Consider the following 20,052-nt stretch of genomic DNA (forward strand, 5'->3'; position numbering starts at 1 on the left):
GATCACTCCTTTATGCTTTGCGTTTCTTTTCGTCCCCTGTGTAATTCAATTTTCACTTTCGCTAGTGAGAGACCAGTCATCTCGGCTATTTCCTTATACGAGAATCCGTAGTAATCTCGTAGTAGTAACACATTTCGTCTTTCAAGGGGGAGAGAAGATAAGCTGTCTAACCAACTAGCAATTTCATGTTTTACGAAATAAGAGTGCTCTGTACTTGGTACGTTTGGTAAATGGAATTCTGTAATTGTCGTTGTTTTATATCTTTTTTCTTTTCGATACCAATCGATAAAGGCGTTGTAGGCAATCGTAAATAACCACGGCCTAATTTCTTCTCCTTTATAATAGTCAATATGGACGAGCATTCGGTAAAATGTTTCTTGCATGAGATCTTCCGCGTAGTGGGAATCTCCGGTTAGGGAGAGAAGATAGCGAAATAAATCTTGCATATGCTCGGAGTAAATGTCTTCTAATGATTGTTTGCGTTTCACTACATTTCCCTCCCTTCATACATAACAACGAAATACATATAAAAAAGTTACAATTTTTCATGGAATTATAGTAAAAAACGTCAAGAATTGGATAGGATTCTCTTTTATCATAATACATATAAGGCGGGTGAACAGAGATGGAAAGCTATGAGACACAAATTCAAAGGTCAATTGATTATATTGAAGAAGATGTAATGGAAAAACAGACGCTGCGTAATTTAGCGCGTATTGCAGGTTTTTCTGAGTCGCATTTTCATCGTGTATTTCAGGCATTAGTAGGTGATACAGTAATGGAGTATGTTCGAAAGAGGAGGCTAGCCCGGGCAGCTTATCAACTTTCTCATACGGATGAAAAAGTTATTGATATCGCATTTGAGCATGGCTTTCAATCTCATGAAACGTTCACGAGAGCCTTTAAAAAAATATTTCAAATGACACCGAGTGAATATCGAAAACAAGAAATTGAAACACCGATGTATTACAGCGTGAATGTAAAGCAAAGAAAATTAAATCCGTATTTAGGAGGCATACAAATGGAATATCGTATTGTAAATAAACCAGAATTTTTAATGGCGGGCTATGAACTGAAGACGACAAGTAAAGAAGGGAAAAACCATCAAGACATCCCAGCATTTTGGCAAGAATATTTACAGAAAGATCTTGGAACGACAATTCCGAATCGGAAAGATACGAGCCAATGGGTAGAGCTTGGATTATGTACTGATTTTAATTTAGAAACAGGCGACTTCACTTATATTATCGGAATGGAAGTTACAGGCTTTGAAAATGTACCAAATGAAGTTGCGAAGCGTACTTTCCCAGCAGCGACATATGCTGTATTTACAACGCCGAAAGTTCCTCATGACGAAATGGTATCGTCTATCCACCAAACGTGGAATGCGGTATTTTCAGAATGGTTCCCGCATTCAGGATACGAACATTGCGGCGTTAATGAATTTGAACTATACGATGAGCGTTCCCATGCAGATAAAAGTGAGTTCGCTCAAATTGAACTTTGGATACCGGTGAAGAAGAAATAATAGAAAGAAAAGCGAGCCACTGAGTGGTTCGCTTTTTTCATATAGGTTGCTATATTTGATGATTTTTGTCGGTAAGTCGATATATCTTGAAAACCGCGGATATATTTTGAGTTGCTCCGATATATTTGAAAAATCACCGATATAATTTCATTTACCTCTGAACTCCGCCAAAAAAAAGACGCCACATAGCGTCTTTTCTACGAATGAAACGGGAACACAAGTATAATCGTTGTTCCTTTTCCAAGTTCGCTATCAATAGAAATCGTTCCGTTATGAGCATGAACGAGCTGTTTCGTAATAGCAAGGCCAAGCCCAGTTCCGATGTTGCTTTCTTCTGTATTGGTTCCTCTGTAATATCGCTCAAATAGAAGCTCTTTCGTTTTGTCATCCATTCCTTTTCCATTATCTGAAATAGAGAGTGTAAATGAAGTAGCGTTTTGGGAAAGTTTTACGCTCACATTTGTCGTTTCATTATTATGTTTTACAGCGTTTACGAGTAAGTTTTCGATAATACGCTGGAACCATTTTTCTTCAATGAAATATTGAATTTTATTTGAGCTCGGTACGAATTCAATATTTTGATTTTGAAGTGTCGGATTATTAATAAATTGTAATAATACTTTTTGGACGAATTGATTCATTTCAATGTTTACGTGCTGCGCAGGAAGACTGTTATTTTTTAATTGATACGTTAAGCTTAAGTCATCGATTAATGTCGTCATATATTGAGATTTCTCTTTCATAACGCTGCCGAATTGTTGAATGTCGCGATCAGTCCAGTTGTACTGCTGTGATTCTAGTAATAATGCGTAGCCATATATAGAACTAAGTGGTGTTTTTAAATCATGTGTGAGACCGGTAATCCATTCTTCACGTGTTTGCTGCAGTACTTGCCTCATTGCATCATTTTTTTTGAGTGTAATAGAAAGGTGCTCTAGTGAATTTGTTACATCACTAAATAAGCGGAATGACCATTTTTCTTTCCCAGATCGCCGGAACCTGACAGGTTTCCCTTTTTTACTAACAGGCTCTTCGTACTTTCCACCAGCTATATTTTTAAGCCAGCGCATCGCATGTAATAATGGTTTTCCAAATTTATTACCGTACCAAATAGAAAGAATGACTAAATAAACAAATACGATAAGAAGGATTAATCCACATCCGATTAGAAACTTTTTAGTAAATACATCGTCTATTTCATCATCTGGATAGTAGTACTCATTTTTGGCAGTTACAACAAGAAGATAATTGCTATTTGTGTCGTAAAAGCTAGACGTGTTTTCTTTATGATTCCACGGTTCCTTTTCGCTAAGAGCAGCTTGTATGGCAGAAAACGTTTTTTTCTTTCCAGCTGGATAGGAGAATACTTCTTCGCCATCACTATTAAAGATTTGAAGTGCTGCTTTTTCTTTAGAAAGTAACTGTTTTTCTTCTTCTGTTAATGTGAACGAATCCGTAGATACAGACGGGTGCTCTTTCTGTATTGTTTTCAGTAATACATTGCTTTTTAACATACCGCCGTATATAACAAGTACGTTCTTTTCTTCTAGTTCAATTTCCCAATATGTAAATGTATAAGGGCTTTCTATATGATTCTGTATATATGAGAATAAAGATGTTTTCGTATAAGATGTTGGTACGTCACTCGGCGTATTAAAGTGATAGAGAATTTTTCCGTTTTCCGCTACAACTTGAATCCAATCATTTTTTTCTTTAATTAAGTCTTTTACTTCAGCTTTTAACGAAATATCGCCATCTTCTGAAGAGATATATTTTGAAATCATAAAATTATCAGCATCTGGAATATTCGGTTCGTATGAAGTACTAGTAACAAGGAAAATTAAATAAGTGAAAGCAGCTACTACGGCAAGCAGTAATGTAACTAAAACAAATACGTGTTGCATGATAAACTGGATAATAAGTCGTTTATTAAAATTCATATTGTCACCCTACTTTGTAATGAACTTATAGCCAAGTCCGCGAACGGTTTTTATATATTCTGGTTTACTTGGGTCTTGTTCAATTTTTTCACGTAGTTTTCGAATGTGAACCATAACGGTATTATCATCGCCATTATAGGCAGGTGCTCCCCAAACTTTTTCGTATATTTCTTCTTTCGAAAATACGTAGTTCGGATTCTCGCAAAAGAAGAGTAGTAGCTGAAATAGCTGGGCGGAACATTCGACAACATGTCCATCTACTGTAAGTTCTGCGGAATATCGATCAATTTCAAATCTGCCAAACGAACTGGAGTGTGCTTTTTGTTCATTTGGTACTGCTTGTTTCATATGTCTTCGGAGTTGTGCTTTCATACGGGCTACTACTTCAAGTGGATTAAATGGCTTCGTAATATAATCATCTGCACCGTGTGAAAATCCAGATATTTTATCTACATCAGATGTTTTAGCTGTGAGGAAGAAGATAGGGCAATCTGTTTTTTGGCGAATGATTGGACAAATATCAAAACCAGATTGTCCAGGAAGCATGACATCTAAAATAATTAAATCGTAATCGTTTTGCTGCGTGAGAGATAACGCTATTTCAGCTGATGTTGCAGTTGTAATATGAGAAAAACCTTCTTTTTCAAGAATGGTAGTTAATAATTGTAAAATTGCTGTTTCATCATCAACGAGCAAAATATTTGCTTCATACATAAAAATCCCTCCTAATTTCCTCGAATATCATATCACCTTTCTGTAACTTATGGAATTTTTAAGGAAATTTTAAGGTTTTCTTTCGCAAAAAATTAAGAATCAAATGATATGATAAAAGTAACATAGGGGAGGAGATGAGTGTGAATCCGTTTCAAACGATGCGAGCTAGATATTTTTTAATTGTATTTGCACTATTAACTTTAGTTGCAAGAGTCAGTAATGAATTGATAGAAAATACATTTCATATGCAAAATTCTGCTTTTATAAATATTCTTATATTCTACATCCTTCCGATTACATGGATTTTTTATGAGTATAGAAAACACCGTGTTTCCTTTTCATTATTTGTTAATAAAAATGAAACATTTAACCTGGTGCAAGTTTTATACATTGCGATTATGTTATGCGTATTTAGTTACGGGTATCTTATTTTGTACATGTATAGCTTTGCGTGGATTACACCGGAATTTATTATGAACGCATTACGTGAACCGATTATAGATAGTACAGGGGGCTATGTATATCAAGTTATTATGGTCGTATTCATCGCACCAATTATTGGTGAATTTGTTTTTCGGGGATTTTTACTGCAACGCTTTGCAGCAAAATGGGGAACGAGTATAGCGATCATTGTAGTAGCGATGTTGTTTGCGTTGCTACATGTTGATTTCCTAGGCGCAGTAGTATTTAGTGTTGTACTATCGATCGTATATATTCGTACAAATAGCTTACTCATGCCAATTGCTATTCACATGTTAAACAATGCATTTGTAATCGGTGCTTCTTTTCTAATAAATAAAGAAGAGATAATGAGTTTTGCAGATTTCTCAAATTATACGACGTTCTTTCCAGGACTTATTATTTTTATGACGGGATTAAACTTAGTACTCATCTTTTTATTTGTTAACCGCAAATATTGGAGTAAAGAAATGCCAGCTATATATGTAGAGCAAGAAAAGAGTTTTTCAGACGTAGTGGGGGATAAGTAAGATGAAGAAAACGTTTGAAAAAATATTGAAAGACATTATAGAATCTACGTCTCTTACAGATATGTGTGATAAAAGCTTTTGCCATTGGTTGCAACCTGTAGTAGATACGATTGTATTTCCAGAGTATTACTTATTTTCTAGTACTCATTTAAAAGAAAATATTATTTCTCTTCTTATTGTGTTAGGGGCTTTACTAATATTTGGTTTAATTGTAGAAGAAATGATGAAGCGCATCTTCAAAAAAAATGAAGAGAAGTATATGTGGGTTCATAAAGTATTCGAGAAAGTAATAGTGGCTTTCCTTTTGTTTTATAGTATGAAAACTATCATTTACTTTATAGCTTTGAAACATCATTAATTCGAAATTTGAAAGGGATGTATAAAATTATATGAATGAAACAATATCATCAAATAAGTTTTTTTATTTGATTTTGCTTAGTATTGTGCTGATCACGACAGTCAATGTTATTCTTCGCTGGGAGGAAGCTTATTTCTTTATGTATTTAGCACTCCATTTGTTAGGAATATTATGTATAAGCGGCGGAATAGTTGCTGAAAAAAAGAGTGAAGAAAGCATTAATTATATGTGTGTGACTGGTCTTATTTTACTTTTAGCAGTGCAAGGTATTATGAAATATAGTTCTTTTTCTTTACAAGATTTTAGTTTATTAGTGGATGTACTTCCTTAAGGAGACACGTTATGTTATCTAAAAAGCAACTAGGATACGTACTAGTTTTAATTGGATTTTTTACACTTATTGTAACGACGTTATTTTTTCAGGACTATGAATATATACGCTATATAAAAGGCGCTGGTTTAATATGTTGGGTTGTAAGTACGTTTCTTATCCCAGAGTATGAACCGAAGAAAGTGTCTAAAGGTAGGTAAAACTCTTCTTTTTGTAGAAGAGTTTTTTTATATAAATAAAAGGATCTCGAGCAATTCGCGTAATAAGCTTGTTCTAATTTAGCATGTACGAACTTACAATAATAATAGACAGGCAGCATAGAGGAGGGAATAGCGTGAGGAAGGTTATTGGGTGGTCGCTTTTTTTGTACGTTGGGTTTGCGTTGCTTATATATTGGTATTTATTTGGATGGAATCATGAACTGATTCCGGAAATATATAAAGGAACAAAGGCAGATCCAGAAACGTTTATGAATGCAAGGGAGCTTACGCTAAGCCAAGATTATTCGCGCGTGAAAAACTTACTGTACTTTTTAGCGACGCCTCTTGAATGGATTATTTTATTATTTGTACTTGTGCTCGGTGTTTCAAGAAAGTTTGAGAAATGGTCGAAGGAAACGACGAAAATAAGTGTCCTGCAAGTTGCGATTTATTTCTTTTATTTATCACTACTCACAACAGTTCTAGCCCTGCCGATGCAATGGATTAGCCGAAAAGTATCCGTTGATTACGGCATTTCAACGCAAAGTACACAAAGCTGGATAAAAGATCATGTTATCGGTTTTTGGGAGAGTTATGCGACGATGTTAATCGTAGTTACTGTTCTGTTATGGCTCATTCGTAAATTCCCTAAGAGATGGTGGCTAGCGGGATGGGCACTCTCTGTTCCATTTACAATCTTTTTAACATTCATACAGCCTGTCGTTATTGATCCACTGTATAACGACTTCTCGACGCTGAAAAATAAAGAATTAGAAACGAAAATTTTAGCGATAGCAGAAAAAGCTGACATTCCAGCTAAACATGTATATGAAGTAAATATGTCGGAAAAAACGAATGCATTAAATGCATATGTAACAGGAATTGGCCCTAACGCTCGTATTGTAATGTGGGATACAACGCTTAAGCAATTAAAAGATAAAGAGATTTTATTTATAATGGCCCATGAAATGGGGCATTATGTTATGAAACATATATATTGGGGCGTTGCGAGTTATGTGTTGCTATCGTTTATAGGGATGTATCTCATTAGCCGTATTATAAATATGTGTATTCGAAAATGGGGAGATACGCTGCAAATTTCAAAAGTAGCATGTTTTTCGATTTTACCTTTATTTTTCTTAATTTCTTCTGTACTCTCTTTTGCATCACAGCCAGCAACAAACTATGTTTCTCGTATAGAAGAACGAGCGGCAGATCAATATGCTTTAGATATAACGAAAGATGGGAAATCTGGTGTAAAAACGTTTCAATATTTATCAAAAACGAGTTTAAGCCAAGTAAATCCGCCTGCGTTAGTGAAGTTTTTCCTATACACACATCCACCAATTTTCGAAAGAATTCATACGTTTGAACAATATGAAAAACAAAGCAAAAAGGAGTAGCTATTATGCTACTTCTTTTTTATAGAGATATAAGTTTGATATTGGGAATATTTATCATTGCTTTTTATTGCGATTTTGTGAATAATAAGCTATAAAATTCTAAAAATCTATATATAAAGGAATAAAGGTGAAAAAATGTATTTTTTAAAAAATTTAAAAGTGAAATATAAATTATTATCGCTTATTTCATTAGCAGTATTGAGCATGGTAATTATGAGCTGCGTAGCAATTAATTCTATTAATAAGATTAAGCATGATACAGAGGTTGTAGTAGATGATTATCAACATTCTGTAGTTTTATTAGAAGGAATGCTTCGTACACAAAATTCACTAGAGTATAACTTACTAGAATTAATTACAGCGTCACCAAATGAGGGGACAAATAAAGAGGGGATTATTGGTAATGTTGAAAAGGATCTTGAAAAATATGATTCTTTATTAAAAGAATATGATGATGGCTTCAATTTAAGTAAGCAAGAGGATGAACTGTTTCAGAAGATGAAGAAATCTTTGCCAAGTTATATGGAGACATATAAGAAGTTGTTTGATAAAGCGAAGGTAACAAATGAATCTCAAATGGTAAACGAATTTCATAAGGAATTAAAACCGAAGGGAGTAGAGTTAGCTAGTTATGCTGTAGATCTAGAAGCGTATGTTTCAAATTTAGCTGACCAAGTATTTAAAGATTCTCAAAAAATGATAGATCGGTCCGTTATTACTTTTATCATTCTTGTAGTAGTTACTACAGTTATTATATGTATAGTAAGTTATATTATTAGCAAGCTTATAGTTGCTCCTTTACAAACGGTTAGTCGTATGATGGAAAGAGCAAAAGAAGGAGATTTAACTGTACATGGTGAGTATAATGCTAAGGATGAATTAGGTGTATTAGTAAGTGATTTTAACGAGATGATTGCAGGGCTAAGAACAAATATGCAAGAAGTAGAGAATAATATTCAACTTTTATTCCAACATGCAGACGGAGTAGTATCTGCATCGGAAGTATCTAGTGGTGCAGCGAAGAAAATCACTATAGATATTGAAGAAGTTGCAAATGGCGCAGAGAGTCAAATGCAAGCAATGGAGCAAACTGCGGGTGCGATGGAAGAGTTGACACAAGGAATGCAGAGTATAGTGAATACATCATCCTCTGTAAATGAATTGTCTGCTCAATCAGCATTAGATGCAGAGAGTGGTAACAAATTAATGAAACAAATGATTCAACAGATGGATACAATCCAAAATTCAGTACATAACGGTGTGAAACAAGTAGAGACTATGAAAGAACAATCAGAAGAAATTGTTAAAATCATTGATGTTATGCAAGGTATTACCTCTCAAATTAACTTATTAGCATTAAACGCCGCAATTGAGGCTGCACGTGCTGGGGAAAGTGGTAGAGGATTTGCAATTGTGGCAGACGAAGTAAGAAAATTAGCAGAACAATCTAGTGATTCTGCAAAACAAATTGAGAAGCTTATTACTCAAGTTATGGGAACAACGAACCATACGGTACATATGATGGGGAAAGTAGATAATGAGGTACAGGCAGGTACACAAGTAGTAATGCATACAGAAAAAGTATTTGGAAAAATTACAGAAAAAGTACAGCAAGTATCTGAGCAAATTCAAACGGTATCTATGTCTACAGATGAAATTGCAGCGAGTAGTGAAGAGATTTCGGCTTCTGCAGAAGACATGGCTCAAATATCCCAAAGATCATCTGACCGAACTGATAGGGTAAAAGAGTCTATTCAACAGCAAGAAAAATCTGTTCAAGAGATCTCGGTTTCAATTGAACATATGCATAATGCAGCAGGGAGATTAAAACAAATAGTTGCCCAATTTACTCTTCAAAAGTAGTAGTATATTTAAGTTTTAATATAGAAAAATTCTTCTCAATGAATAAAAAGATCATCCTATGTAAAAAAGGATGATCTTTTTTATGGGAATTTTGTGAGGATGCTATTTTGTATATTCTAATTTTTTACAATTTTCCAATTCTAATATATAATAATACGTAATGTTTTGGAGATTTTTCGTTTGTAAAAGGTAGGTTATAGGAGGAGAGAAAGGGTGTTTAATAAAAAATCAATGCCAGCTATAAAAATGATCCTTTCGATGTCTATTTTCGGATCAATTGGATTTTTTTCTACTCAAACAGGTTTACCGTCTTTTGAATTAGTATTCGTTCGTTGCATTTGTGCGACTATATTTTTAGCATTATGTTGGCTCGTAACAGGACAGTATAAAAGTGAGAAATGGAATAAAAAAGAAGTAATGCAAATATTAGCATGCGGTGTATTTCTCGTTTTTAACTGGGTATTTTTATTTAAAGCGTTTGAAGTTATGTCAATTACAATTGCGATTTCAGTTTACCATCTTGCACCAATTATCGTATTAATGATTGGTAGTATTGTATTTAAAGAGAGACTTACAGTATTTGCGGTTATGTCCATTGTCATTTGTTTTATCGGTACAGTTTTAGTCGCTGGAGTAGACGGTAGTATGTCGTTAGAGAAATTAATGTCATCTGGAATGGTATGGGCACTTCTTGCAGCCTTATTTTATGCTTTTACCACTTTATTAGGAAAAGGAATTCAGCATACGAGTGCATATGCGATGACATTTTTACAAACATTTTTAGGTATATTTTTATTACTACCATTCGTAGACTTTGGAAAGTTTCAAGGGTTAACAGAGATGAACTGGATGATGATCACAGCAACAGGACTTATACATACGGGATTTGTATATTACTTATTTTTTGACAGTTTAAGAGGTTTATCGACGAGATTAATTTCGGTATTAGTGTTTTTAGATCCTGCGGTTGCAATATTATTAGATACAGTCTTTACCGGCTTTAGACCGACTAGTATGCAAGTAGTAGGGATTGTTCTTATATTTGTAGGAATGGCATTTACTTTTCGCAAGGGAACAGAAAATGAATTATCGATGAAGGAAAGTGCTACTTTATAATTCGGATCAAACGATATTGAAAAGACGCAAATATATACTATTTGCGTCTTTTTGTGTCAATAAAGTGAAATTTAAAAATGTAAAGGAGTTCACAAAGAGATTGTAGAATTTTTAATATATAGCACCTTAGATGTGACAGCTTCCTTTTTGAAATAAGAAAGAAGGAGGTATAAAGCAGAAAGGTAGTCGAAATGGTTCTTCTAGAAGATTTGCATTTTATCTTACATTCACCAACAAATTAATACTCCTGAAATAATGAAGTTCATTTTATTTGAAGATACTTCATATGTAGTATGGATAACTTCGTATTATCTATTATTTTTCTATTTAACATAAAATAGAAATAGGGAGAGAGGACAATGAAGAAAAAAATATTGGGTGTAATGATGATTGCGACAATGGTAGGCGGTATATTTGCAGGAACGAATGTGGCCCCTGTAAAAGCGGAAGAATATCCGGAAATGATTGTATTTGATGATGTTCCATATGGATTTTGGGCATATGATGCTATTTTAGACTTAGCTTATAATAAAATAATAGTTGGATACGGAAATGGAAAGTATGGTGTTGGAGACCTTACAACACGTGAACAAGTGGCTGGAGTTATTTACAAAACACTTGAAATGAAAGACGAAGGGGCAATAGCGAATCCATACAAAGATATTTCTGGCAGTTCAACTGATTTCCAAAAGGAAATTTTGGCGCTAACAAAACGTGGTGTTTTTAAAGGTGATGCAAACGGAAACTTTAGACCGAAAGCACCAATTACTCGAGCTGAAATGGCAGTAGCGCTTCAAAAGGCATATGCTTTCGAAGCAAAACAAAAGCACACATTTAAAGATGTACCAAAAGGACATTGGGCAGAAGCGGCAATTAGTGCACTGCAATCTAATCAAGTTGTGACAGGAACTGGAAAAGGTATGTATGACTTAAATCGCCCTGTACCGAGAGAACAATATGCTCAATTTATAAACAATGCGATTATTAATTATCATTTGAAAGAGGATTGGAAATAGCGTGAAATAGGAAAGCACAAATAGAACTATTTGTGCTTTTTTGTTTGTTTACAGAAGAATTATTATTCGTTTTTATGTATTTTTATTGTTATACATGGGCTTTATAATCAACCCTGTAAAAAGGACATGATGTGTAATATGATTCACAAAAACGTCACGAAATGTGTCGGAAAATCTATTGTCACTATACCATTTGTTATGTATATTTTTAAAAAAACATATACATATTGGGGAGATAATTTGATGAGCAAAAAATTATTAAAAACAGCTACGGCATTAACAATTATGGGTGGGGTGTTGTTCTCAGCAGAGAGTAACAATGTAAAAGCAGAAAGTGCACCGTTACAAAATACAAATCCAATTGTATTTAAAGATGTACCAAAAGGACATTGGTCAGAAGAGGCAATTCATAATTTAGCGGCAAACGAAATTATTTTTGGATATGGGGATGGAATTTTCGGTTTTGGAGATGACGTAACACGTGAGCAAGTTGCAGCTTTAATTTATCGTGTATTTGATATAGAAGAACAAGATGAATATGAAAACCCATATGGGGATATCGATGAAAACTCAACAAACTTTATTGAAGAGATATTAGCTTTAACGGAACTAGAAATTTTTATGGGAGACGAGCATGGAAACTTTAGACCGAAAGCAACGTTAACTCGTGCGGAAATGGCGCAAGTTCTTACGAATGCTTTTGATTTACAGGCGAAGGGATCTCATACGTTTAATGATGTTTCAGCAAATTCATGGGCAACAAATGCAATTAGTGCAATTCAAACAAATGGTATTACGGCGGGAATCGGAGATAATAAATTCGGCCCATCCATGAAAGTAAAAAGAGAACAATACGCACAGTTTTTATACAAAGCAATTTTGCATGACATGGAACAAGGACAGCAATAAGCTTTAATTAGTAAATCGGGTTTTGGGAAATAATACAAAAAGGTCATTGTTGTATAACAGTGGCCTTTTTTGTATGGAATAAAGCGCGAAAGAAAGGTATTTTGAAAAAAATGAAATGAATTTTCAAAAAAAACTTCCTTTTCTGAAGATTTGTTATATAATATAAAACATAAAATCAAATCTGTTATAAAACAGTTTAAGAAGGGGATGCTAATATGTCGACGCAAACTTCACGGGTTACATTGCCCGGAGAAATGTTACCGGCGTACAACGAAATATTGACACCTGAGGCGCTTAGTTTTTTAAAGGAACTACATGAAAATTTTAATAAGCGCCGCATAGAACTTTTACAAAAGCGTGCGGAGAAACAAAAGAGAATTGATGCAGGAGAGTTTCCGAAGTTTTTAGAAGAAACAAAGCGCATACGTGAAGCGGATTGGACAATTGCTCAATTGCCAAAAGATTTAGAGGATCGCCGCGTAGAGATTACAGGACCAGTAGATAGAAAGATGGTTATTAACGCTTTAAATTCAGGAGCGCATCTTTTTATGGCAGATTTCGAAGATTCGAATTCACCAACTTGGGAAAATGCGATTGAAGGTCAAATAAATTTACGAGATGCAGTGCAGGGAACGATTTCACATAAAAATGAAAATGGAAAAGAATATCGTTTAAATAGTAAAACAGCAGTATTAATTGTGCGTCCAAGAGGATGGCATTTAGAAGAAAAACATATGCAAGTTGATGGGAAGAATATGTCTGGTAGCTTAGTAGATTTCGGACTTTATTTTTTCCATAATGCGAAAGCTCTTTTAGCAAAAGGAAGCGGTCCATACTTTTACTTACCGAAAATGGAAAGCCATTTAGAAGCAAGGTTATGGAATGATGTTTTCGTATTTGCTCAAAAATATATCGGTATTCCAAACGGAACGATTAAAGCGACGGTGTTACTGGAAACGATTCACGCTTCGTTTGAAATGGATGAAATTTTGTATGAGCTTAAAGATCATTCTGCTGGGTTAAATTGCGGAAGATGGGATTATATTTTCAGCTTTCTAAAGAGTTTCCGTAATCATAATAAATTTTTACTTCCAGATAGAGCGCAAGTCACGATGACGGCGCCGTTTATGCGCGCGTATTCTTTGAAAGTCATTCAAACGTGTCACCGCCGTAATGCACCAGCTATTGGAGGAATGGCAGCGCAAATTCCGATTAAAAACAATCCAGAAGCGAATGAAGCAGCTTTTGAAAAAGTGCGTGCAGATAAGGAGCGTGAAGCTTTAGATGGTCATGACGGGACTTGGGTTGCCCACCCGGGGCTTGTACCAGTCGCGATGGAAGTATTTAATCACATTATGAAAACACCGAATCAAATTTTTAGAAAACGTGAAGAAATACATGTTACAGAAAAGGATTTATTAGAAGTACCAGTGGGAACGATTACAGAAGAGGGGCTGCGCCTAAATATTAGCGTAGGCATTCAATATATCGCATCTTGGTTAAGCGGACGGGGAGCGGCACCAATTTATAACTTAATGGAAGATGCGGCAACAGCGGAAATTTCTAGAGCACAAGTATGGCAATGGATTCGTCATGAAGGTGGAAAGCTAAATGACGGTCGTAATATTACGCTTGAATTGATGGAAGAGCTAAAAGAAGAAGAACTAGCAAAAATAGAAAGAGAGATTGGTAAAGAAGCCTTTAAGAAAGAGAGATTCCAAGAGGCGACAACGTTGTTTACAAATCTCGTTCGGAATGATGAATTCGTACCATTTTTAACATTACCGGGTTATGAAATTTTATAAAAAATGAAAAGGGGATGGAACAAATGAAAAACGAAAGAATCGAGAAATTACAAGAGAGCTGGGAACTGGATACACGTTGGAAAGGGATTACACGTCCGTATGCAGCAGAAGATGTAATTCGCCTGCGCGGGTCAATTGATATTGAACATACATTAGCGCGCCGCGGTGCTGAAAAGCTTTGGTCATCGCTTCATACGGAAGATTACATTAACGCACTTGGCGCATTAACAGGAAACCAAGCGATGCAACAAGTGAAAGCTGGGCTAAAAGCAATTTATTTAAGTGGATGGCAAGTCGCTGCGGATGCGAACCTGTCTGGACATATGTATCCAGACCAAAGTTTATATCCAGCGAACAGTGTACCTGCTGTAGTAAAACGAATTAATCAAACGCTGCAACGTGCGGATCAAATTCAGCATATGGAAGGAAGCGATGATACAGATTATTTCGTGCCGATTGTAGCAGATGCAGAAGCAGGATTTGGCGGACAATTAAACGTATTTGAACTGATGAAAGGAATGATTGAAGCAGGTGCATCAGGTGTGCACTTTGAAGATCAATTATCTTCAGAGAAAAAATGCGGCCATTTAGGCGGAAAAGTATTACTACCGACGCAAACAGCGGTACGTAATTTAATCTCGGCACGCCTTGCAGCAGACGTAATGGGAGTGCCGACAATTATTGTTGCAAGAACAGATGCGGATGCAGCAGATTTAATTACGAGCGATATTGATCCGGTTGATAAAGCATTTATTACAGGTGAAAGAACACCGGAAGGATTTTACCGTACGAAAGCAGGTCTCGATCAAGCGATTGCACGTGGTTTAGCATACGCTCCTTATGCAGATCTTGTTTGGTGTGAAACATCTGAACCAAATTTAGAAGATGCAAAACGATTTGCGGACGCAATTCATAAAGAACATCCAGGGAAATTGCTTGCATACAACTGTTCACCTTCATTTAATTGGAAACAAAAACTAGATGAGAAAACAATTGCAAGCTTCCAAAAAGAAATCGCATCTTACGGTTATAAGTTCCAGTTCGTAACACTAGCTGGATTCCACTCGTTAAACTACGGCATGTTTGAATTAGCACGCGGCTATAAAGAGCGCGGCATGGCTGCGTACTCTGAACTACAACAAGCAGAATTCGCAGCAGAAAAACACGGCTACTCTGCAACTCGTCACCAACGCGAAGTAGGAACAGGCTACTTTGATGAAGTAGCGCAAGTTATTACAGGCGGTACTTCATCAACGACAGCGCTAAAAGGATCTACAGAAGAAGCACAGTTTACGAAATAAAAGGAAGGGGCCCCTTTTTGAAGGGTGCCCCTTGTTATTTTCGGAACGATTTTTCACATATATCGACTTACCGACAAAAAAGACGATATTATCAAATCCACTCAGCTCTATGATCGCGAATAAACTTCATATCTTTCTCATAATGCTCTAAATGTCCTTCATCAATCATTCTTTGGAAATTCAAGTCGCCTTCTTGTGCTTTTCTTTTCATATATGTACATAATGCTTCTAATCGTAGTAACACTATTCCTAAGTAATCTTCGTCCATACTTTTACCGTAGGACTGGACAAACAATTTCACTCTTTCTTTCATACGGCTAGCATGTTGTTCCGATTCATAATGAACTGCCTCACCCGATTCTGTATAATACACTCTACTTAAAGGTACACAAGTGTAAAGCGTATAAGCGATATCCCAAATTCTTGGACCAGGAGCAGCAACATCGAAATCAATAATACCTACTGGTTTCTCGTCATGAAAAATAATGTTATATATGGCAAAATCGTTATGGCAAATAACCTCAATGTTATTTGGAGTAAGATCCATCGGTTGCCATTCATCTGATAAGGGAAAGTCACTTACCGCATCATGATAAAGGCGGAGCATCTTTGCTATTTCTTTTAAAACAGCATTAGACCGCATATATTCTTTTAACGGATAATTCCCAGCTTCTCCTTCAATAAAGGATAAAATCTCTCTATCTTTTTCATCTACACCTAAAAACTTTGGAGCATGATGAAACCCTTTGTTTTCTAAGTGTTGTAATAATGTATGAATTTTTGCACTGCCTGGCTTTAATTCTCGCCGAACAGTATTTTCAGAACGATATACAGTTGATACATTTCCCCCTGTAAGTTTTTCTTCGTTGGCGTAGTTTGACATAGAATCCCCCTCCAATATAACGACTGTACGATTATATTGTAACACTTCAGAACAAGGGATGTAATCGTATTCAAATGATGTTTGTGTTCACTTCATAGTGAAATCCGCACATACTAAAATCAATTATTTACGAATGTATAATCAATTTAATTTGTCAGTTATTTTCAAAAAAGATTGTACATTTTATTTTAAGTATGCTATGATGAAGTCAGTTGAATAGTTAAATTAAGCAATCCATATATTATCAAGTGCCGAAAAACGAACGAGAAAAAGTATGTGAGAACTAGTTTATGTTTCGTGTTTGATAATGTGTGGATTCTTTTTTTATACAGGAAGACTAAAATAAATTGTGTTTTCTTTAGGAGGAAATAATTATGGCAGTAACAGGACAAGTAAAATGGTTTAACAACGAAAAAGGCTTCGGTTTCATCGAAGTTCCAGGCGAAAACGATGTATTCGTACATTTCTCTGCAATCGAAACTGAAGGTTTCAAATCTTTAGAAGAAGGTCAAAAAGTTAGCTTCGAAATCGAAGAAGGTAACCGTGGACCTCAAGCTAAAAACGTAATCAAACTATAATTTTATAGTTTATTATGGAAAAAAGGGATGGCTGCTGCCATCCCTTTTTTTGTTGTAATATACGAGCATAATGATTATATTTGAGGGAAAAGTATACAAATGAAGTCATACTTGATGTCCGTAGCGGGAATAAAGAAGATCTACACAATACGATTGAAGAAATCTCATTCGCTCGTTTTAGATGAATAAGAAAAAATAGTCGTTTTTTTGAGGATGAAGAAGAGTAAAAGGCTTTCCCAAATGGAAGGCCTTTTACTCTTCTTTTCCAATCTTTTTCTTTTCGCGTTTCTTACATTCAGAGCATTTCGATTTACGAAAAGGCTTTGCAAAGAATAGTAGAATGAAAAATAAGCCGAATATAATGCTGGATGAGTTTTTCACGATCACAATGCTGCTATTTTTCATTTGAATCGTTGGTTGCATTTCTTTTTCTTCCATAGTAGACCTCCATATATTGGATTTTCCTTTTAATTATAGCAAAGTTAATTGTTGTAATGATGCGAAATGAGGAAGTAGTTGTAAATATTTATCGGTAGTATAAATACATTTTGTAGAGGTTTTTATTACAAGAACACCATATTGTTATTTTAAAATTTAAAAGATGTTTGATAAATGATAAAGTATTGTAAAAAAGCGGAATCTGTAAGCCATTTCCTTTTCATAGATGCTAAAATTATATATGCAGCTGCTAATATAAATGGAAAAAAGGAGACAGTAGAATATGGAAAGTAAAGTAGAACGCTATGTCGAAAACTATGTGGTAAATAAAAATACAATGGCCTTACTTCCTGTTATTCTAAGTGAGAAGAAAATTGTTACACGAGTTGTTGAGATGGAAGATTCTTTTTTCGTATTTCAAAAGCCCCTAGATATTATAGAAAGAAGTTGCCGCAAGCATGGCTCTAGTTTCTTAGGCAGAAAAGAAGGAACGAAAGAGTTAACTCATATTACACATAAAGCACCGATTGCGATTAGTCCAACAGATCAACTTTATTTTTTCCCTACTTATTCTTACTCTAGAAAAGAGTGCGCTTGGTTGTCTCATTTTTATATTGAAAGTAATAAAGAGTTAAAAGATGGAAATGTCATTGTTAGATTTATAAATGGCTTTGCTGTGAAATTAGAAATATCAAAAAGTAGTTTTGAAAATCAACAAAATCGTACAGCGAAATTGCGTACTGAATATGAAGATCGTAGAAAAAAACAAGGAAATCCTTCCTTCAAATTAATTGATAAAAATGAGGAATCTAGATTAAAACCAGCATATGAGAAAGTGTATTTTGTTAAGGAAGGCGAAATGTGAGAGGATGGGGGAACCCCCATCTTTTTTATTTGTCAGCTTTTGTCGGTAAGTCGATATATTCGAAAAATCGCTGATAAAAATCGAGTTGTGGTTGATATATTTGAAAAATCGCTGATAAAATGCGAGTTACAATCGATATATTCAGAAAATCGCCGATATAGTTTCAGTTAACAAGGAATTTACCACTAAAACAAAAGGATCATTTCCAAAATCGCAAAACGTCTTGTCGAATATTGATAGATTATCATAGCGTAATAATGAAGGAATTCTCATGGAAGGTATGGAAACTTAATAATTACATCTCCATATGTCGTATCTACCATTTCCTCTTTCATATAAGCAATGATACAGTAGAGGTAGTACTTAGAGTAAAGGGGTAAAGTGTAGAATGGATTTTCAGACAATCAAAGAGTATTTTTCACCAGAAAATATGGATCATATTGTTGAAAGCTATAAAGCGTTCGGACCACTTCTTGGTATTGGTTTACCGATGATAGAAGCGCTGATTCCGGCATTGCCACTCATCGTATTTGTACTGGCGAATGCTGTTGCATTTGGATTTTGGCTCGGTTTTCTTTATTCTTGGCTTGGATCAGTAATGGGCGCCTTACTTGTCTTTTTCATTATCCGCCATTTTGGTCGAAGTCGTTTCTTTTCTTTTGTAAATAAGCATGAGAGAGTACGAAAGGCAATGGGGTGGATTGAAAGGAAAGGCTTTGCGCCAATTTTCGTCATATTTTGTTTTCCGTTTACACCGTCTGCGCTTATAAATGTTGTCGCTGGTTTATCTCGCATTAGTGTAAAGCAGTTTGGACTTGCGCTCGCGTTCGGAAAGCTTGTGATGATTTTTATTTTAACGTATATCGGTCATGATTTAATGTCATTTATTCATAATCCGGTGAAATCAGTCATTGTAGCAATTGGTATTTTTATTTTATGGTATGTCGGTAAGAAAATCGAAGTAAAGTTAGAACTACATTAAGAATAGTCTTCTTTATTCAGCTATTTGAGGGCAGTAAAACTCCCACCTCAAAATTCGGTTGGATAGGTGAGAGCCTTGTTGCTCGTAAATGCTAGATTGGTGTGGCTGATAAGGAGTGGGGATGAACAAAACTCCCGCCGATTCAGTTTCACTTTATAAATGCAGGCTTCATTATTAAAGGATAAGGGGAGAAGCTGATGAAGAAAACTTTGAAAAAAGAAGGCATAGAGTGGATACGAACAATTTTAATTGGTGTATTATTAGCTGTATTTTTTCGAACGTTTTTCTTTTCAACGTACGTTGTAGAGGGGAAGTCAATGATGCCGACATTGCAAGATGGCAATATGCTCGTTGTAAATAAGGTGAGTTATCAAGTAGGGGACTTGAACAGGTTTGATGTTGTTGTGTTTCATGCGAATAAAAAAGAGGACTACGTAAAACGAATTATCGGTCTACCTGGGGATCAAATTGAATATAAGCATGATAAACTGTATATAAATGGACAATTCGTGGATGAACCTTATTTAGAGACATATAAGAAAGAGATAAATGGACGACAACTAACGGGTGATTTTAAACTAGAAGAGTTAACGAAAGAAAATTCGGTGCCGCCTGGATATATTTTTGTAGTAGGTGATAATCGCCTCGGGAGCTGGGATAGTAGACACTTTGGATTTGTAAAAGCTGATACAGTTGTCGGTAAAGTTGATTTACGATATTGGCCAATTCAAGAGGTGCAAACGAATTTTTCAAAAGGTTGATATAATAGGTAGAAGTATAGAAAAAGACAAACTACTCTGTTTGTCTTTTTTCGTGTACTATAATACAATTAT

Annotated in this window: 21 protein-coding genes and 1 pseudogene; 17 read left to right on the forward strand and 5 right to left on the reverse strand. The window is 35.2% G+C overall.

Annotated features, from left to right (window positions below):
* Positions 1–2: 2 nt before the first annotated feature.
* Positions 3–488 carry an RNA polymerase sigma factor gene (locus AC3WTA_RS13245; protein WP_000823984.1) on the reverse strand — a complete coding sequence of 162 codons (486 nt, stop codon included), beginning with the start codon at positions 486–488 and terminating at the stop codon, positions 3–5.
* 137 nt (positions 489–625) lie between these two features.
* Between AC3WTA_RS13245 and AC3WTA_RS13250 the strand changes: the two genes are divergently transcribed.
* Positions 626–1,528: an AraC family transcriptional regulator gene (locus AC3WTA_RS13250; RefSeq protein WP_000446838.1), complete on the forward strand. Its 903-nt coding sequence runs from the start codon at positions 626–628 to the stop codon at positions 1,526–1,528.
* A 197-nt stretch (positions 1,529–1,725) separates the two neighbouring features.
* Here AC3WTA_RS13250 and AC3WTA_RS13255 read toward each other — a convergent pair whose 3' ends face one another.
* Together AC3WTA_RS13255 and AC3WTA_RS13260 are read right to left on the reverse strand one after the other, a co-directional pair.
* Positions 1,726–3,468 (reverse strand): sensor histidine kinase, encoded by a 1,743-nt coding sequence (locus AC3WTA_RS13255; protein WP_001010474.1) that lies wholly within the window; start codon positions 3,466–3,468, stop codon positions 1,726–1,728.
* A 9-nt stretch (positions 3,469–3,477) separates the two neighbouring features.
* The gene (locus AC3WTA_RS13260) at positions 3,478–4,182 is read right to left on the reverse strand and encodes a response regulator transcription factor (protein ID WP_000272689.1); all 705 of its coding nucleotides are present in this window, start codon (positions 4,180–4,182) and stop codon (positions 3,478–3,480) included.
* A 134-nt stretch (positions 4,183–4,316) separates the two neighbouring features.
* Here AC3WTA_RS13260 and AC3WTA_RS13265 point away from each other — a divergent pair, with 134 nt between their 5' ends.
* The 12 genes and pseudogenes from AC3WTA_RS13265 (at position 4,317) to aceA (ending at position 15,473) form a co-directional block, all read left to right on the forward strand.
* Entirely contained in the window at positions 4,317–5,171 is an 855-nt protein-coding gene (locus AC3WTA_RS13265) for a CPBP family intramembrane glutamic endopeptidase (RefSeq protein WP_078182908.1), read from the forward strand.
* 1 nt (position 5,172) lies between these two features.
* A complete protein-coding gene (locus AC3WTA_RS13270; RefSeq protein WP_000750607.1) occupies positions 5,173–5,529 on the forward strand; it encodes a hypothetical protein in 357 nt (118 codons plus the stop codon).
* A 31-nt stretch (positions 5,530–5,560) separates the two neighbouring features.
* Positions 5,561–5,860 (forward strand): hypothetical protein, encoded by a 300-nt coding sequence (locus tag AC3WTA_RS13275; RefSeq protein WP_002096806.1) that lies wholly within the window; start codon positions 5,561–5,563, stop codon positions 5,858–5,860.
* An 11-nt stretch (positions 5,861–5,871) separates the two neighbouring features.
* A complete protein-coding gene (locus AC3WTA_RS13280; RefSeq protein WP_000949426.1) occupies positions 5,872–6,060 on the forward strand; it encodes a hypothetical protein in 189 nt (62 codons plus the stop codon).
* A gap of 134 nt (positions 6,061–6,194) precedes the next feature.
* A complete protein-coding gene (locus AC3WTA_RS13285) occupies positions 6,195–7,463 on the forward strand; it encodes a M48 family metallopeptidase (protein WP_001233330.1) in 1,269 nt (422 codons plus the stop codon).
* Positions 7,464–7,598: 135 nt separating this feature from the next.
* Positions 7,599–8,378: pseudogene (locus AC3WTA_RS13290) on the forward strand (MCP four helix bundle domain-containing protein); the annotation flags it as partial.
* Between the two features lie 156 nt (positions 8,379–8,534).
* Positions 8,535–9,326 (forward strand): methyl-accepting chemotaxis protein, encoded by a 792-nt coding sequence (locus AC3WTA_RS13295; RefSeq protein ID WP_412678134.1) that lies wholly within the window; start codon positions 8,535–8,537, stop codon positions 9,324–9,326.
* A gap of 213 nt (positions 9,327–9,539) precedes the next feature.
* Positions 9,540–10,442 (forward strand): DMT family transporter, encoded by a 903-nt coding sequence (locus tag AC3WTA_RS13300; protein WP_000482318.1) that lies wholly within the window; start codon positions 9,540–9,542, stop codon positions 10,440–10,442.
* A gap of 359 nt (positions 10,443–10,801) precedes the next feature.
* Positions 10,802–11,458, forward strand: coding sequence for an S-layer homology domain-containing protein (locus tag AC3WTA_RS13305; protein ID WP_000727108.1), 657 nt, complete (start codon positions 10,802–10,804; stop codon positions 11,456–11,458).
* A gap of 138 nt (positions 11,459–11,596) precedes the next feature.
* Positions 11,597–12,367 carry an S-layer homology domain-containing protein gene (locus tag AC3WTA_RS13310; RefSeq protein ID WP_116480629.1) on the forward strand — a complete coding sequence of 257 codons (771 nt, stop codon included), beginning with the start codon at positions 11,597–11,599 and terminating at the stop codon, positions 12,365–12,367.
* A 215-nt stretch (positions 12,368–12,582) separates the two neighbouring features.
* Positions 12,583–14,172 carry a malate synthase A gene (gene aceB, locus AC3WTA_RS13315; RefSeq protein ID WP_000107301.1) on the forward strand — a complete coding sequence of 530 codons (1,590 nt, stop codon included), beginning with the start codon at positions 12,583–12,585 and terminating at the stop codon, positions 14,170–14,172.
* Between the two features lie 23 nt (positions 14,173–14,195).
* Positions 14,196–15,473 carry an isocitrate lyase gene (gene aceA / locus AC3WTA_RS13320; protein ID WP_000787349.1) on the forward strand — a complete coding sequence of 426 codons (1,278 nt, stop codon included), beginning with the start codon at positions 14,196–14,198 and terminating at the stop codon, positions 15,471–15,473.
* A 91-nt stretch (positions 15,474–15,564) separates the two neighbouring features.
* On the opposite strand, the gene AC3WTA_RS13325 is transcribed toward aceA, so the two are convergent.
* Complete coding sequence (locus tag AC3WTA_RS13325; protein ID WP_000073807.1) at positions 15,565–16,356, reverse strand: phosphotransferase; 792 nt, start codon at positions 16,354–16,356, stop codon at positions 15,565–15,567.
* Between the two features lie 374 nt (positions 16,357–16,730).
* On the opposite strand from AC3WTA_RS13325, the gene cspA reads away from it, so the two are divergent.
* The gene (gene cspA, locus AC3WTA_RS13330; protein ID WP_000301522.1) at positions 16,731–16,934 is read left to right on the forward strand and encodes an RNA chaperone/antiterminator CspA; all 204 of its coding nucleotides are present in this window, start codon (positions 16,731–16,733) and stop codon (positions 16,932–16,934) included.
* Between the two features lie 252 nt (positions 16,935–17,186).
* Here the strand turns inward: cspA and AC3WTA_RS13335 are convergent, their stop codons facing one another.
* Positions 17,187–17,372 (reverse strand): hypothetical protein, encoded by a 186-nt coding sequence (locus AC3WTA_RS13335; RefSeq protein WP_000391440.1) that lies wholly within the window; start codon positions 17,370–17,372, stop codon positions 17,187–17,189.
* 283 nt (positions 17,373–17,655) lie between these two features.
* On the opposite strand from AC3WTA_RS13335, the gene AC3WTA_RS13340 reads away from it, so the two are divergent.
* The 3 genes from AC3WTA_RS13340 (at position 17,656) to lepB (ending at position 19,980) form a co-directional block, all read left to right on the forward strand.
* Positions 17,656–18,237 carry a competence protein ComK gene (locus AC3WTA_RS13340; RefSeq protein ID WP_000444424.1) on the forward strand — a complete coding sequence of 194 codons (582 nt, stop codon included), beginning with the start codon at positions 17,656–17,658 and terminating at the stop codon, positions 18,235–18,237.
* Positions 18,238–18,625: 388 nt separating this feature from the next.
* Complete coding sequence (locus tag AC3WTA_RS13345; RefSeq protein WP_000347517.1) at positions 18,626–19,219, forward strand: TVP38/TMEM64 family protein; 594 nt, start codon at positions 18,626–18,628, stop codon at positions 19,217–19,219.
* 197 nt (positions 19,220–19,416) lie between these two features.
* Positions 19,417–19,980 carry a signal peptidase I gene (lepB, locus tag AC3WTA_RS13350; RefSeq protein WP_000751908.1) on the forward strand — a complete coding sequence of 188 codons (564 nt, stop codon included), beginning with the start codon at positions 19,417–19,419 and terminating at the stop codon, positions 19,978–19,980.
* The last annotated feature ends 72 nt before the right edge of the window (positions 19,981–20,052 follow it).

The sequence above is a fragment of the Bacillus sp. EB106-07-01-XG149 genome (genome assembly GCF_058791555.1).